We start from the raw sequence: 14,337 nt of genomic DNA, 5'->3' as shown, positions 1-14,337 counted from the left end.
TGGGGGACACCCAGGTATATCCCCAATGACGACAACAAGGAATCCGCCATGCTGGCTCAACTACGCACCTACTCGATGGCCGGCATCGATGCGATTCCCGTGGAGGTGGAAGTCGACGTTTCCCCCACTGCCTTGCCCAAGACGGTGCTGGTCGGCCTGCCGGAAGCGGCCGTGAAAGAAAGCGTCCACCGCATCGAGCGGGCGATCGTCAACAGCGGCTTCTTCTGCCCTCGTGATCGCGTAGTGATTAACCTTGCCCCGGCTGAACTCCCCAAGAACGCCGCCTCGTTCGATCTGCCCATCACGCTTGGCATTCTGCTGGGCAGCGGGCAACTCGAAAGTGATCGCCTCAGCGAATACGCAATCGTCGGCGAACTGGCCCTCGATGGCAGCACACGTCCGATCCGCGGCATTCTCTCCAAGGCGATGGAAAGCGAAAAGCAGAAGTTGCGCGGCATTATTGTACCGGCGGAAAATGCCCGGGAAGCGGCCGTGGTGGAAGGAATCGAGGTCATCCCGGTCGCCAGCCTGACCGAAGCGGTCGGCTTTCTTTCCGGTCAACTCGATATTGAACCGGTCCCACCCCAGATCCACGCTCTGCTCGAAGAGAACTCGACCTATGAAGTCGACTTCGCCGACGTCCGCGGGCAGGAACTCGCCAAGCGAGCCGCCACCATCGCCGCGGCTGGCATGCACAATATTTTGCTCGTCGGTCCGCCCGGTTCCGGTAAAACGATGGTCGCCAAGCGGGTCCGGACCATCCTGCCGGAACTAACGCCGATTGAATCGGTCGAGACAACACGGATCTACAGCGCCACCGGTCGCCTGGCCACCAATCAGCCGCTGCTGGCAACGCGGCCGTTTCGTTCGCCGCATCATACAATATCAGAGGCAGGCCTGGTGGGGGGTGGCAGCAATCCGGCCCCTGGCGAGATTAGTCTTTCGCACAACGGAATTTTGTTCCTCGACGAGCTGCCGGAGTTCAATCGCCGCACGCTCGAACTAATGCGGCAGCCGCTGGAAGATCGCCAGGTCACCATCAGCCGGGCCCTGCGAAGCGTCACTTTTCCGGCCGACTTCATGCTGGTCGCGGCGATGAACCCCTGCCCTTGCGGCTTCCGCAACGACCCTCGCCGAGACTGCCGCTGCACCGTTCCGCAGGTCGAAAAGTACGTAGGAAAGATATCGGGGCCACTTCTCGACCGTATCGATATCCAGATCGAAGTCCCTGCGGTTCCCTACCAGGAACTGGCCAGCCAGACCGACGGCACCAGCAGTAGCGAGCTGAAAGAGATGGTGATCGCGGCCCGCAAAATCCAAACCCGCCGCTTCGTCGGCAGCCGTACCCGCTACAACGCCCAGATGAGCAGCCGCGAAGTCCGCAAGTTCTGCCACGTGGAAGAAGACGCCGCTGCCTTGATGAAACAAAGCATCAGCAACTTCGGCCTGAGTGCCAGGGCCTACGACAAGATCTTACGCCTGGCCCGAACGATCGCCGACCTGGAAACAGCGACGATGATTTCAGCCGATCATGTATGCGAGGCGATCAACTATCGGATGCTGGACCGGAGTCTGGTGGGGTAGAACAATCCGACATGTCCATTGAAACCCCAAGAGGTCCCTGCTCCCTCTTATTATTAATTCATATCGTCGGGCCGCGAAATGCTGGCAGCCTGCTTCCAGAAATCGTCTCCCATTTCCGGGCAAAACTGTTTGAGCAGGCGTTTCGTTTGAAACATCTTTGCTTCAAGTAGGCCTTCGGATTGGGCCCTTTTAGCCAGATACCGCGGGTGCAGAATCATATGGGCGAACGTTTCTGCTTTGTCCTCCTCCACACCTGTTGTAGAGTACTTAGTGACAAAGCCCGACACATCGTCCGTAAGCAACGACATGGTTTTATCACCCATCGCATTTCGTCCCCCATTCCCATACTTAAACGTTTCCGGCAGCAACCGTTTCCAGGCATCATCTTGGTATAGGCGACCATCGTCGTGGACATCCACCATATGAAACAACTCGTGATGAATGACGAGTTGTTTGTATTCAACTGGCTCCCAATACACGACATCGTAGTAAAGCGTGTCGTTCTCCCAGTCCGGAATGGCACTGCGTTTCTGTCCATCGAATTTAAGACCGTTACACAGGATAATGTTTCGGACTTTGGCCTTTTGGAAACACTGTGAAGGATACAGCTTAATCTCCGGCAGAAACACCTTCAGATATTCGACTAACTGTTCTTCGTTTACGCCGTCTCCTTTGATCGTTCCGTATGTGCACTTCACACTGAAAGGATCACGCGCGCATTTCAATTCAAACACATACCTGTCACCAAGTTCAGCTGGCTTTAACACTTCGGCGACAGTGAGATTTTCCGCAACGGCCGGTGAAATGAAAGCTGCGACAAAACAGGCGAACAACATTGACAAAGGGGGTATATAACTCCTGCTCATAAAGGAACCACCTTTGCGTTTGAAATTCAGTTGGGGGTAGGAAATATCGTGGCCGACTAGCGGCCAGGATTACCATCAGGCTGGGCCGGCATTGACATGGGTGAAGAAGAAGGAGATTTAGGCATTTTTGGAACACGCATGTTTGATTGTTCTTCAGGCGATTTACCTGAGTGTGGAACGGGTTCAGGGCTTGAATAACAACCACACGTTGCCAGGAGACAAAGCATTGCGGAAACGAACACGCCTCGACTTGAGAGCCCGGTACAAACCTTCATATAGATATCCTATTCAATAAGAAGCCAACAGCATTGAACCAAGAGACAGAAGATCGAAGGTCGGGAGGACCATAGAGGCTGTGCCCTCCCGACCTTCATCCCGATGATCTAGATACCGATGTGCCTTAAACAATCGACTAGATCACGGTGCACCTCCTAAGGGTCTAGTAGCCTCCTACGACGATGCCATCTGCCAAGCCTGCCAAACCGATATATGTCGTGTAGTCGATAGTGATTGGAATAAACTGAACCGAACCATCCGCCATGGCAAACTGCACACCTCCAGGATGCTCTGAAGAATTGTGATACCAATCTGCACTGCGTGGGTTTTCCAATCCCCAGGCACTGTTAAAAGCTCCGGCCCCCATCCATGTGAAATTCAACGTATCTCCTCCCGTTGTTTCTCCATAGAGCAACGTGTTACTCGTTCCGTCAGTAACATCTCGTATCCTGGTTTGTGACCAACCACCAAAAATCCCAGCCCACGCGCCATTGGTATTATCGAGCCTCCCGAGATATCCGCCAACCGGCAAGTAACTGGTCAATGCATAATCTTGTGTGTTGCCGACGTAGCCTGAGAAGTCATACGAACTACCCGAGGCCGAGCACTTCGATCCTTCCGAACCGCCATCTTTGCACCAGGCCTGCAAGTGCAGATAGGCTTTATCACCCCGGAACGTATCCGAGGGACAGGTAAATGCATTGACTGGTATTTTCGACGCGGCTTTTGTTCCTGGGTTCGAACTGTAGTTCCAGTGGTACATATAACCTCCCTCGTAGCCATAACACCAGGAAGCGGTTCCCTTTTTTCCTGCCTTGCGGTGCTCGACAGACTTCCACGAGTCCATTTGGTTGTAGAGATTATCTTGCTCAACATATGGCAATAAGACACCCAGCGAGCTTACACCACTGTTGTATTGGTACGAATTAGATAGCCCGCAATTGCCATCTGCCGAGACGTCGCCAGGTTGAAACGAGCCGAACGTGTCGTGAAATGTAATCGAAGCGAGCGCAATTTGCTTTAGATTGTTTCGGCATTCTGTTCGTCGTGCTGCTTCTCGCGCTTGCTGGACCGCTGGCAATAACAGAGCCACCAAAACGCCGATAATAGCGATCACCACCAACAACTCGACCAAAGTGAACGCGAAACGTCGCGCATGACCAAACATCCGCATTGAACACTGAATCATGGATTTTTCCTTAATAATCAAAATAAAGATAATAAAGACAATGGGACGACGTGCATGCAGGGGCTGAGTATGCATCAGCTCAGATGGTCAGACAGAGGGAATAAATAACGCTGCAGTTATGGTATCCCAGAATCAACACTCAAGTCGTGGCGATTATCACGATCGTCCATGCGGAATTCATACAACGCTTGCCTTTTAGGCACGCGCAGCAGGCAAATGCCCACGCTTCGAAATCAGGCGATTTGAAGATCTTCTAAATAATGCGTTCGCCCAATAAAAGAGTAGAGAAGAGCGAAACTCCCGACCCGCTGCACGGGTTTATACGTACATAAGATGCTTCCTTTGTATGCTTCGCACAAATACAAGTGATCAAGCGACCTGCCATCTATTGGGGAATGCCATGCATCTCGACGAGGGAGACGAGAATCCGCATTGCTTGCCCCGATAGGCGAAATTAGGGCTATCGATCGATTAACGTAAAATTGATCACATCTGCCAATGCGAACCGCATTTAGGGGACTGTCTAAATTACGGGCGATAGATGCGGAATTTAGACAATCATGTTGAATGCATCTTCTATAGCATTTGCGATTGCAGTAAGAATCATCTATGCGAACTGAAAAGCAGCAAGGGCTTCACTCCCGTAAACTTATTTTCCAGAAATTTCCAGGCATCGCCGAAGCGGAAAAGCTGTTCGACGCGTTAGATGATGTTCTGTTCTGTGTGAAGAACCGCAGCCTTCAGTACATCGGCGGAAACGACGCATTCATTCGATCAGCCGGCGTTCGTTCGCGTTCGGAACTGTTAGGCAAGTCCGCGTTTGACCTGTTCCCGAAAGAGCTCGCAGCCTGCTACGAGCAACAGGACGAAGAAATGTTATCTCGTGGCAAGCCTCTGAACGATCGTTTGGAGATGGTCACCCGTCGTGATGGGGAGATTGGATGGTTTGTGTCGCAGAAGACACTCATCAGCGACAGTGACGGGACGTTTCTCGCTATCTGTGGCATCTCGCGAGACCTTTCTTTGGTCGCCTCCGGCCCACGAGAGGAGAAGTTGGACGCAATTGCCGAATCGATTTCTTTGCTGCATGAAAACTACGCAGAACCACTTCGGGTAATGGAACTGGCTCACAAGGCAGGATTATCGGCCAGCCAGTTCGCACGAAGAGTCCGTACCATGACCGGCCTCACCCCAAGGCAACTGCTCACCAAAGCACGTGTTGAAGCAGCCGCAGTCGCTTTACGCGATACGAATTTACCTCTCGGCGTAATCGCGACAAACTGTGGCTTCTACGATCAGGCTTCACTTACTCGCCATTTCAAAGCGGCCACTGGTAGCACCCCTGCGCAATACCGCAACGCTTTTCGGGCAGCAGGCAATACGTAGTATTGCCTAGCCTACGGCTAAGCTGGTGCCCTGACACCTTTCCTTCACTACGCTCGGCTCTCCCTTCCCCGGACAAGGCATTGCTGCGGACCAAGTAACTGGAGGCCTGATTGGCATCAACCGGCAAGAGCGTCGGATTGTTTTTGCCGAGCGTGAGAAGTAAGACTTGCGTTGATGATTTACCACTAAGCGGTCCTCGCCCTTCACCTAAGACGATTCAAAGCCGCCAAACTCTAATGCCTTTCTTACGTAGTCATCCGGAATATCTGAATTGCAAAGAGCGTTAAGTGCGAGTTTCCGTTCCGTATCGCATTCACCGCCTATAGATAGACCGACCAAATCCTTGTAGATCTCTTCTACATTTTCCGAAGGATTGTTTTCCGTGTAATTCTCGTAGGCATATGACATCCGAAACCACAGAATCAACTCACGGTCTGGGTTAACGTCACGCAAGAATCCCAATTCCCACTGCTCAAACGATGGGTAAATAAACTTTCCCAAGCGGTCGTAAGTGAACCGGGCCATGGCCAATAATTCGCCTGAGAGAGGTTCATGACGAATCGGTCCCGGGCGTAAGTCGTTGAGGCTTACTTCCTCTGGTTCATCGGACATCGTGTAAATCCGACTGCTAAGATTCGCTAAGCAGTTTCATGATAACGTCGACCAGGTCTCGGCCTACCAGATCGAGGCGCAAAACGAAATCCATGATGATGTCACCAATGCCCATGACATGTGATCCTTATTGTCGACTTACAAACAATTTGTGCGGTTTATTATGGGACAGCACGTTCCGCCAAAGCAAACATTAACGTGAAGAAAAACGGGACAGGCGTATTTCGACGTAGAAAGTTTAAGCCCACGTTCCCTCAAGCCACTGGGAACACGTATCGTGTTCAAACATCAACCTGCCGCAGTAGACCGACTCGTGATTTCGGCACCAACCCCAGTCGGTGTCAACCCTCTTGAACTTGCGACATCCGCCGCACTGCTCAGCGTGAAAGTGGTCCCGTTCGTCGTTGGTGTTGACGGCTCGTGAGCAGCGATCACACCAAATAACCGTCAGGTGAGCGCGATCGGTTTGGGGATGGAACGCCATGCTGGCTTCCTCTTGTTTCGATAACATCCTAAGCACACAAGCAAATTGCCTGAGCCTATAGGACGTTTGCTCAACGTCGAGGTTCACCGGCGTCGGCCAGGACGGCCAGCAGATGAAAGACTACTTCCCCAGCTCGCGTAACTCAATCTTCCGAATCTCCGCTGCACTCTGCCAGGCAGCGATTCCCATGGGGTGCGATAGATCGACCTCGTTGCGTGTCGAGATCTTCTTGCCTTCGATGTTCGCGTCGACCACCTGTTTGTCGTCGATCCAGGCTTCGATCTTTTTGTCGGTGACGCGGACTTTGAATTGGTACCACTGGTCGTCTTTGAAGGCGATGTAGGTGGTCGTTTCGTTTTCCGAGGCGTCTTCCCCGTCGATGTTGCTCAGGCCAACAACCGCTCCGCCCCAGCCGCCGGGGATGAAGCTGCAGTGGCTGTCCTTCACTGGGAACGTGGCGGCGGCGAAGAAGTCGATCCCCATCGTACGTCGGGCTTCCCAGGTCAGCTCGTAGTTGGTCTTCGGGAAGTCGTCTCGCTTGTAGGTGATGCCGGTTAGCATGGCCCCTTGCCCCATGCTGATCACGCCGTCTTTGACTTCGACCTCACCATCGCCGCCGAACTGCGGGACCTCGAAGTTTTCGAGCGTCTTGCCGTCGAACAGCGGCTTGGCCTTCGCCTTCTCTTTGGCTTCCTCGGCCGAGAGAGTCGTGGAAGCGATCAGAATGAGAGCAAGACCGAAGGCAATGGTGGCGGTACGCATAGCTGAATTCTTCGTTGGCGAGTAGGAAAGTGCCGCTGCAGGCGATGATTGCCTGAAGCGGCGGACTCTACCAGCGTACCAAGCCGCCCGGCCCGATTCCATTAGCCGTGCCAACTGCGGAACCAATCGACGTATTCCTGGATGCCGTCCTCAATCAGTACTTTCGGGCCGTACCCCAACAGCTTTTCCGCCTTTTCGAGATTGGCATAGGTGATCGGCAAGTCTTCGGGACGTTCAGGCTGGTAATCGATAACCGCTTTTTTGTCGAACGACTTTTCGAGCAGCTCGATCAAGCGGCGCATCTCGATCGGGTCGCTGTGCCCGAGGTTGATCTCCTGGCCGACGACCCCTTCCGCCGTAAGAGCGGAAATGAAGCCTTGGCAAATGTCGCTGACGTGGGTGAAGTCGCGGCGGATGCTGCCATCGCCGAACAAGGGAATCGGGGTCCCTTCGTGGACTGCCTTGGCGAAGATGGTCAGGGCCAGGTCCGGGCGAAGTCGTGGTCCGTAAACGCTGAACGGACGCAGACACGCCGCCGGCACGCCGTGCAGTTGGTGATAGGTCAGGCACAATAGTTCGGCGGCCCGCTTGGTTGCGCCGTATGGACTGGCCGGAATGCCAAGCGGGGCATCTTCCCGAAACGGAATACCGGCCCCTTTGCCGTACACCGTGGAAGACGACGCCAGCAGGAACCGCTTCACCGGATGATGCCGGGCCGCTTCCAATAGGCTCAAGGTCCCGGCCACGTTGGCTTGCTGATACATCTCAGGCTTCTGCACACTGATTCGCACGCCGGCCATCGCGCCCAAGTGAACGACCTGGTCGATATCGTGCTCGTCGAACAGCCGCTTCATAGCCGCCGAATCGCAGAAGTCCCCTTCGATCTGCGTGACGCGGGGCTCATTGGCGACCGGCTTCACGTTTTCTCGCTTCAGCGCCGGATCGTAGTAGTCGTTGAAGTTGTCGATCGTGACGAGCTGCGCGTCCGATTGCTTTAGCAGGATCTGTGTCAGGTGACTACCAATGAAACCGGCTCCGCCGGTGATCAGAATGGCCATGCGTTAATTTGGGGGTTGTACTTGCGAACAGGAAAATTTCCCAGAACCTATAATCGCTACAAACCATACTCAATTCGGGCCGATTCTCGCAAGACACAACGTGGTTGTGAGCCCCTAGGGCGTCGATTAGTCTGGAGACTGCTCGTTTTCACCTGCCGGGAAATCCATTGATGTCGCTGCGAAAAGTCCCTCTGATAGCCACCATCGTCCTGATTGGACTGTGGGCGATTGCTTTCACGGCGACGCATTTGCCGATGGATCCCAACAAGGAACAGTTGTTCCCGCACGTCGATAAGTTCGTGCATGCCGGTATTTACGCGATTCTGGCCTTCACGGCCCTCTTCGCTGCAACTGCCTGGAACTACCGCTGGTCGCTACTGTTGGCAGCGACGGTCGCGCTGGCCCTGGTGGGGTTAGGCATGTTCGACGAACTGACCCAGATGTTTGTAGCGGGGCGAACGGCCGACCCGCTCGATCTTGCGGCCGATACCTTAGGTGCGATCATGGGAATCTGCGTGTTTGGCTTGGCGAAAGGTGGTCGCGGGCAACAGGAACTGCCTGCTAGCGAGTCCCCCCTGAAACCCTAGGTCCGGCTCGGATGGCCCCTACTGATCTTCATGAAGTTGCCAACACGTTCGCAACAGGTATCCCGAATCTGATCGACCAGGTCGATCAACTGGTTCGCGCGATCCCAGTGGGCTCGGTGGCAACCTATGGTGATCTGGCGAAATCGCTGGGCGACTCGGTCGCGAGCCGCTGGGTGGCGACCTATCTGCTCGATCCGGCCTGTGGTGTGGCAAACCTTTCGCACCGTGTTGTTCGCTCGACCGGGGAAGTGGGTCTGCACTTCTCAGAAAGTATTGAGGCGAAGATCGAGCTACTTCGCGGCGAAGGGGTTGTGGTCGTTAACGATTCCATCGATCTCAAGATCTACCGCGCCCAACTGCCGACGATAGTTCCTTCGCTGGCCAAGCTGAAGGCCTGGCAGCGTGATTTTGAGTGTCCCGTGGAAACTGACTTCGCGGTTGCCAAGATTCAAACGATTGGCGGGATCGATGTCTCGTATGGAAAGAAGCAAGCCGTTTCGGCCTGTTGTCTTTTGAAATCCAGCGGACAAACGAAGATCGCCACGCACACCTACACAGGCATCGCGAATTTCCCCTATATCACCGGCTATCTGGCCTTTCGCGAGATACCGCTGCACCTGAACCTTCTGGCCCAGATGCAATCCGCCGGCACGCTGCCGGATGTGCTACTGATCGATGGCAACGGACGGCTGCATCCGCGGCGGATGGGGATTGCGACGATGCTGGGTGCGATCACAGGCATCCCAACCATTGGCGTGGCCAAGAAGCTGATCTACGGTGTGATCCAGGTACCCAAGCTAAAAGTGGGCCAGTGGGAACCGATCGTCGCTTCGAAGGACGAGCCTGACGAGATCCTCGGTTATGCCATCATGCCGCATACCAAGACGAAACATCCGATCTATGTTTCACGAGGTTTCGGCATAGACGACGACTCGATGAAGGCGATTATCGAGCGTTGCCTGGCGGGACATCGCTCGCCGGAACCGATCTACTGGGCCGATCGCGAAAGCCGCAAGATTGCTAGCACGTTATAAGCGATTCGTCTGGACCTCGGCTGGGCGATTTGGGTATGGTTCGCGGCAATCGTAGCTTTCCCACCTGAACGACTTTTTCGCCGAGCTGATCGAACCCGTGAAAACTGCATCGCTATCGACCGCCGTACTGACCGCTTGGGCATCTATCGTGTGCGTGAGTGCCGCAGCCGACTTTGAAGTGACCACGCAGATCTACCGAGGTAACGCTCGGATTCCTGCGGTCACCTATCAGACGGTTTTTCAGGGGAAAAAGGTTTACGACGTCGTCACCACGCCGCCACGGCAAGCAACCATCATCGACTACGATGCAGGGCAAATTACCCTGTTGGATCCACAGCGGCAGGTTAAGCTCACCATGAGCATACAAGACGTGCTACAGCACTCGGCCTATTTCAAATCACATGGAAACTTCCCTGAGAGCCCTCTCTGGACGTTCCTGCAAGATCCGAAATTCGCGGCCAATTACAATCCGCAGAATCAGGTGCTGAAGCTGGCCGGTGATCCGCTCACCTACGAGGCCGACTTGACCCCACTAAAGGATCAGCCGACGGTTGATTCCTACGGGCAATTCTGCGATTGGTCTGCGATGCTGAACTTCATCTGTGCCGGCAGCGATTTGCCCCAAGCACGTATCGAACTGAACAACCAGATCCGAGCCAAAGGGGCCGTTCCGGCCGAAGTTCGCAAAACGATCCGGCATGCCGACCCCACCAAGAGCATCTCGCTGCGTAGCACCCACGAATACCGCTGGAACCTGCAGAATGATGACGCTCAGCTGATTCAATCGATTGAGACCGACTTGGGCAAAGCCAAAGTCGTTTCTTTCGATGAATACGTCAAATCAGCGTTCTAAACGGCTCAAAAGTAGAGGGTTGCTGGATTGCGGAATATCTCTCAGGTAGGATGAGAACAGTTCCCCATGTTGGACTGTTCACCTATCCCACCCGTTTTCGAAGGATATGCCGCGCATGATCCGTCTGTTTAGCATTCTGCTACTAGTTGGCTTCTCGTCTGCCTGTTTGGCTGAAACGTATGAAATCGTCGAAGAGAGCGACGGCCTAACCGTTCATTACGACGGTAAGCTTCTGACCCGATATTTGATCAAGAGCGGCGCGAAGCCGATTCTGTACCCTCTGCTGGGCCCTGACGGCCTGCCGATGACGCGTCGCTATCCGATCGAATCGGTGGGTGAGAGCGAGCGAGACGACCACCCCCATCATCGCAGCGTGTGGTTCACCCACGGCAACGTAAACGGCACCGACTTCTGGCTGGAAAAGGACGGCGTTGGCGGTCAGATCATTCATGAGAAGTTTGAGAAGGTTATTGATGGCGAAAACGCTCAGATCGTCTCGCTGAATCGCTGGGAAACGCCTGACGGCAAGATCCTTTGCCGCGATCGCCGCAGCATCACGTTCGGCCAAGACGAAGGGCGTCAGTACTTCGATTTCGACATCACCGTCACCGCTGGGGACGAGCCGGTCACCTTTGGCGATACGAAGGAAGGTGCCTTCGGTATCCGTGTCCCTGGCACGATGAAAGTCGATGCCAAGAAGGGGGGCACCATCGTCAATGACAGCGGCCAGAAGGATAAAGATGCCTGGGGCAAGAAGTCAGGCTGGGTTGATTACTACGGACCGGTGAAGGACAAGACGGTCGGCATCACGATCATGAACCATCCTTCCAGCTATGGCTATCCAACGTACTGGCACGTCCGCACATACGGCCTGTTCGCCGCGAATCCCTTCGGCGTACATGACTTCGTGGGCAAGGACGCCAAGTCAGGCGACTACACGATCGAGCCTGGTAAGTCGATGAACCTTCGCTATCGCGTTTTGCTACACGAAGGAACCACCGAAGACGCTGAAATCGCAGCTGCTTTTGCTCGCTACGAAAAGGTCAAGAAGTAAGACGGTCCACGTCGTAAATCTCGCTAATTCTTCGGAAATAGATCAAAGCCCAGGCAATTCGGTTGCCTGGGCTTTTTGTTCGCGCATGGGAAACAAATTTCCCATACTTCCTAGTCTATCTATGTCAAACTTTGACGCGTATGCTGCCGATACCTAACTTTGCAAACACTTAACCCAAGTTACCCAACCAGCCCATTCTCGATGGCGATTGAGTTTGAGCCGGATAGATACGGAGCATCCCCAACCTATGGCCGCTGAATCCCCGTGTTTCACGCAGCTGGAACACCTTCGGCAGTACATTTACCAGATTCTATGTGACAAAGAACAACTCGAGCCGGGCGTATTCCCTATGACCGAGCGTGTCATCGTGCGAGCCCAAGATCCATGCGGGATCTACTTTTGCTTGCACGGACCACGGAGCGTCAAATGCACGGCAATCTGGGAGACTGATACCAACACAATTTTGTTCTATGGAGCCAGTGGCGAGCGGTTCCTCAGAACGCAACTGTCGAGTGCTTCCGCCTTACAGGTGGCTGCCTGATATCAGGACCTCGGTCAATGGATTGGCCGACTGTCGCAAGATTGCTGGATCCTACTTTCATTCTTACAAACGCATAAACATGGAGGTTTATTCATATGCTAGTGCTTTCCCGCAAGGAAGGTGAGAAGCTTCGACTTGGCGAAGAGATCTTGATCACCGTGGTTAAAGTCGGTGCTGACAAGGTTCGCCTGGGGATTCAAGCACCTTCGAATTTACTGATTCTGCGCGACGAACTGGAGCTGCACGATCAGATTGAGGCCGAAGACGAAGAACGCATCACGCTGGTTTTCACGCAGGAAATCAACCAGCCGGTTGTCAAACCGATGCGGATCGCGGCCTAACGCGATTCCATGCAATGCGGTAGCGACTTGGACGCAGGCGAGCACGCCCAGTCGCTACACGCAAGTTCATGGAACCGCGATCATCATGCCGGCGACGGGCATGATTGCAGAACACGTAGGGTGGCTACAGCCTAACAAGAGCGAATGCCATCTTCCCAGTTTGGTGCGTCAGGCGGACGAAATGATGGCCGTCTGCCAGTACGCTGGTAGCCATCCTACGAGACGTGCGAGATCAGTAGTCGTACCGAGAGTTGCTCACAGCGCATAAAAAAATGAGGGGTATATACCACCCCTCATTCATCCTGTATCATCCGATACGTTCTCGCTAAATTACTCGCGAGGACGGATGGCACCCGTCAAACCGGAGTAATCGCAACGGTCTTCGTCGTGCCACAGTGGCAGACCTTGCTCGACGCGACGGCGAAGAACTTCAATCTTGGCTTCAGAGCCAGCTGGAGCGTCGGTCGGGATAAACTCATCACCAGCATCTGGGACGAAGTCTTCATCGTGGCCGAACTTCAGGATCGCATCGAAAACGTTCTTGATCTTCTGCATCTTCGTAAATACCTACTTTCAAACAGGGGCGCACTGGGCGTGATTTGGTACGGCTGACACAGCCGGATGGTTCATATCGATCAAGGCCAGCAGGGCAGAAACTCTGCCAGCTAACCTTTGCGGGTATTAAGAGCAATATCCGTTCGCTCGTGAGACAGCACATTGCCGACTCTGCTTCATCAACACGAGTTAAATGTTCGCGTTTTGAAAGCAGTGAACTAAAGGGCTCCAGACCCAAACAGTTCTCGGCTTGTAATGCTGACGACCTCCACTTCGACCATTAAAAATCAATAAATTCTTTGTGGGTCGAGAGTGTCTTGAGATTTGGCCGTTGATCTTCCCTAAGGATCCTCCTCAGGTCTGATCAAGCACACGATTATTTATCGATCGCTTAACGTGTCAATAGAATTTTCTGCGCCTTACCGCAAGGCGTGTTTTCCTACTAAGGTCAAACGACGACTTACCTTCCGATCTAAAGGATATGTTTGATTTCCCAAAAGGCAAAAACCTTCTAAGAACAACCAGCTAGAGCGGCGTTAGCTTCTTGTTAATGGAGATTTAACTTGCATTGATGGTTCACCGCACGGGTTGCCGAAACTGGACCGATCCGTGAAGCTGTATGGTTTACTCGGCAAGGCCCCTTGCCAAAACTTTTTTCCTTGCTTCGAATTTTTCCTCGCCCAGAGGTCCACTTGGGGGGCCGAAATGACCTGGATTCAAAAAGAAATCACACTCCGAGCTCGCTCGCGCGGCTTCCACCTGGTGACCAGAGAGATCCTTGCCGAACTGCCGGAACTGCGTGAATTCTCGGTAGGCTTGCTGAATGTCTTCATTCAGCACACGTCGGCCAGTCTGGGTATCAACGAGAATGCCGACCCAGACGTACGCATTGACCTGGAGATGGCCTTCTCGAAGATCGTTCACGAAGACTTCCCCTACGTCCACACGCTGGAAGGCCCCGATGACATGCCTGCCCACATCAAAGCGGCCATGATCGGTAGTAGCCTCAGCATTCCCATCACCGACGGAAAACTGAACCTGGGTATCTGGCAAGGCATCTATCTGTGCGAACACCGCAGCCACGCCAGCGGCCGTCGATTGGTGCTAACCATACAGGGAGAGCGAAGTTAGCTTCTGGCCACTTACGGCACAAAA

Annotated in this window: 15 protein-coding genes; 8 read left to right on the top strand and 7 right to left on the bottom strand. The window is 53.8% G+C overall.

Going from position 1 to position 14,337, the window contains the following annotated elements; genetic code table 11:
• Positions 1 to 48 precede the first annotated feature (48 nt).
• Entirely contained in the window at positions 49 to 1,584 is a 1,536-nt protein-coding gene (locus C5Y96_RS00290) for a YifB family Mg chelatase-like AAA ATPase (RefSeq protein WP_105349553.1), read from the top strand.
• Between the two features lie 53 nt (positions 1,585 to 1,637).
• Here the strand turns inward: C5Y96_RS00290 and C5Y96_RS00285 are convergent, their stop codons facing one another.
• Together C5Y96_RS00285 and C5Y96_RS00280 are read right to left on the bottom strand one after the other, a co-directional pair.
• On the bottom strand, positions 1,638 to 2,426 hold the full coding sequence (locus C5Y96_RS00285; RefSeq protein ID WP_146115456.1) for a hypothetical protein: 789 nt from the start codon (positions 2,424 to 2,426) through the stop codon (positions 1,638 to 1,640).
• 463 nt (positions 2,427 to 2,889) lie between these two features.
• Complete coding sequence (locus tag C5Y96_RS00280) at positions 2,890 to 3,894, bottom strand: DUF1559 domain-containing protein (protein ID WP_409994405.1); 1,005 nt, start codon at positions 3,892 to 3,894, stop codon at positions 2,890 to 2,892.
• A gap of 630 nt (positions 3,895 to 4,524) precedes the next feature.
• On the opposite strand from C5Y96_RS00280, the gene C5Y96_RS00275 reads away from it, so the two are divergent.
• Positions 4,525 to 5,301: an AraC family transcriptional regulator gene (locus tag C5Y96_RS00275; protein WP_105349550.1), complete on the top strand. Its 777-nt coding sequence runs from the start codon at positions 4,525 to 4,527 to the stop codon at positions 5,299 to 5,301.
• Positions 5,302 to 5,508: 207 nt separating this feature from the next.
• Here C5Y96_RS00275 and C5Y96_RS00270 read toward each other — a convergent pair whose 3' ends face one another.
• The 4 genes from C5Y96_RS00270 to C5Y96_RS00255 form a co-directional block, all read right to left on the bottom strand.
• Positions 5,509 to 5,913, bottom strand: coding sequence for a hypothetical protein (locus C5Y96_RS00270; protein ID WP_105349549.1), 405 nt, complete (start codon positions 5,911 to 5,913; stop codon positions 5,509 to 5,511).
• Between the two features lie 238 nt (positions 5,914 to 6,151).
• Positions 6,152 to 6,397, bottom strand: a complete 246-nt coding sequence (locus C5Y96_RS00265; RefSeq protein ID WP_146115455.1) for a hypothetical protein — start codon at positions 6,395 to 6,397, stop codon at positions 6,152 to 6,154.
• A 120-nt stretch (positions 6,398 to 6,517) separates the two neighbouring features.
• Complete coding sequence (locus C5Y96_RS00260) at positions 6,518 to 7,159, bottom strand: DUF1080 domain-containing protein (protein WP_105349547.1); 642 nt, start codon at positions 7,157 to 7,159, stop codon at positions 6,518 to 6,520.
• A 101-nt stretch (positions 7,160 to 7,260) separates the two neighbouring features.
• Positions 7,261 to 8,217, bottom strand: a complete 957-nt coding sequence (locus C5Y96_RS00255; RefSeq protein WP_105349546.1) for a GDP-mannose 4,6-dehydratase — start codon at positions 8,215 to 8,217, stop codon at positions 7,261 to 7,263.
• A gap of 170 nt (positions 8,218 to 8,387) precedes the next feature.
• Between C5Y96_RS00255 and C5Y96_RS00250 the strand changes: the two genes are divergently transcribed.
• From C5Y96_RS00250 to C5Y96_RS00225, 5 genes are all read left to right on the top strand, one after another.
• Positions 8,388 to 8,804 (top strand): VanZ family protein, encoded by a 417-nt coding sequence (locus C5Y96_RS00250; RefSeq protein ID WP_105349545.1) that lies wholly within the window; start codon positions 8,388 to 8,390, stop codon positions 8,802 to 8,804.
• Positions 8,805 to 8,815: 11 nt separating this feature from the next.
• Positions 8,816 to 9,838 (top strand): endonuclease V, encoded by a 1,023-nt coding sequence (locus C5Y96_RS00245; protein WP_105349544.1) that lies wholly within the window; start codon positions 8,816 to 8,818, stop codon positions 9,836 to 9,838.
• A gap of 97 nt (positions 9,839 to 9,935) precedes the next feature.
• Positions 9,936 to 10,691 (top strand): hypothetical protein, encoded by a 756-nt coding sequence (locus C5Y96_RS00240; protein ID WP_105349543.1) that lies wholly within the window; start codon positions 9,936 to 9,938, stop codon positions 10,689 to 10,691.
• A 115-nt stretch (positions 10,692 to 10,806) separates the two neighbouring features.
• Positions 10,807 to 11,745: a PmoA family protein gene (locus C5Y96_RS00235; RefSeq protein ID WP_158261016.1), complete on the top strand. Its 939-nt coding sequence runs from the start codon at positions 10,807 to 10,809 to the stop codon at positions 11,743 to 11,745.
• A gap of 636 nt (positions 11,746 to 12,381) precedes the next feature.
• The gene (locus C5Y96_RS00225) at positions 12,382 to 12,627 is read left to right on the top strand and encodes a carbon storage regulator (protein ID WP_105349540.1); all 246 of its coding nucleotides are present in this window, start codon (positions 12,382 to 12,384) and stop codon (positions 12,625 to 12,627) included.
• Positions 12,628 to 12,957: 330 nt separating this feature from the next.
• Here the strand turns inward: C5Y96_RS00225 and C5Y96_RS00220 are convergent, their stop codons facing one another.
• Positions 12,958 to 13,182 (bottom strand): hypothetical protein, encoded by a 225-nt coding sequence (locus C5Y96_RS00220; protein WP_105349539.1) that lies wholly within the window; start codon positions 13,180 to 13,182, stop codon positions 12,958 to 12,960.
• Between the two features lie 705 nt (positions 13,183 to 13,887).
• On the opposite strand from C5Y96_RS00220, the gene C5Y96_RS00215 reads away from it, so the two are divergent.
• The gene (locus C5Y96_RS00215) at positions 13,888 to 14,313 is read left to right on the top strand and encodes a secondary thiamine-phosphate synthase enzyme YjbQ (RefSeq protein ID WP_105349575.1); all 426 of its coding nucleotides are present in this window, start codon (positions 13,888 to 13,890) and stop codon (positions 14,311 to 14,313) included.
• Positions 14,314 to 14,337: the final 24 nt, after the last annotated feature.

It is taken from the genome of Blastopirellula marina (assembly GCF_002967715.1).
Taxonomy (GTDB): domain Bacteria; phylum Planctomycetota; class Planctomycetia; order Pirellulales; family Pirellulaceae; genus Bremerella; species Bremerella marina_B.
The sequence above is the reverse complement of the archived record's forward strand: the minus strand, read 5'-3'. Positions and strand labels throughout refer to the sequence as shown.

Bases quoted from the DNA above. Each gene is read 5' to 3' on its own strand.
- C5Y96_RS00290 (WP_105349553.1), top strand. From the start codon at position 49: ATGCTGGCTCAACTACGCACCTACTCGATGGCCGGCATCGATGCGATT.
- C5Y96_RS00280 (WP_409994405.1), bottom strand. From the start codon at position 3,894: ATGTTTGGTCATGCGCGACGTTTCGCGTTCACTTTGGTCGAGTTGTTG.
- C5Y96_RS00275 (WP_105349550.1), top strand. From the start codon at position 4,525: ATGCGAACTGAAAAGCAGCAAGGGCTTCACTCCCGTAAACTTATTTTC.
- C5Y96_RS00270 (WP_105349549.1), bottom strand. From the start codon at position 5,913: ATGTCCGATGAACCAGAGGAAGTAAGCCTCAACGACTTACGCCCGGGA.
- C5Y96_RS00265 (WP_146115455.1), bottom strand. From the start codon at position 6,397: ATGGCGTTCCATCCCCAAACCGATCGCGCTCACCTGACGGTTATTTGG.
- C5Y96_RS00260 (WP_105349547.1), bottom strand. From the start codon at position 7,159: ATGCGTACCGCCACCATTGCCTTCGGTCTTGCTCTCATTCTGATCGCT.
- C5Y96_RS00255 (WP_105349546.1), bottom strand. From the start codon at position 8,217: ATGGCCATTCTGATCACCGGCGGAGCCGGTTTCATTGGTAGTCACCTG.
- C5Y96_RS00250 (WP_105349545.1), top strand. From the start codon at position 8,388: ATGTCGCTGCGAAAAGTCCCTCTGATAGCCACCATCGTCCTGATTGGA.
- C5Y96_RS00245 (WP_105349544.1), top strand. From the start codon at position 8,816: ATGGCCCCTACTGATCTTCATGAAGTTGCCAACACGTTCGCAACAGGT.
- C5Y96_RS00235 (WP_158261016.1), top strand. From the start codon at position 10,807: ATGATCCGTCTGTTTAGCATTCTGCTACTAGTTGGCTTCTCGTCTGCC.
- C5Y96_RS00225 (WP_105349540.1), top strand. From the start codon at position 12,382: ATGCTAGTGCTTTCCCGCAAGGAAGGTGAGAAGCTTCGACTTGGCGAA.
- C5Y96_RS00220 (WP_105349539.1), bottom strand. From the start codon at position 13,182: ATGCAGAAGATCAAGAACGTTTTCGATGCGATCCTGAAGTTCGGCCAC.
- C5Y96_RS00215 (WP_105349575.1), top strand. From the start codon at position 13,888: ATGACCTGGATTCAAAAAGAAATCACACTCCGAGCTCGCTCGCGCGGC.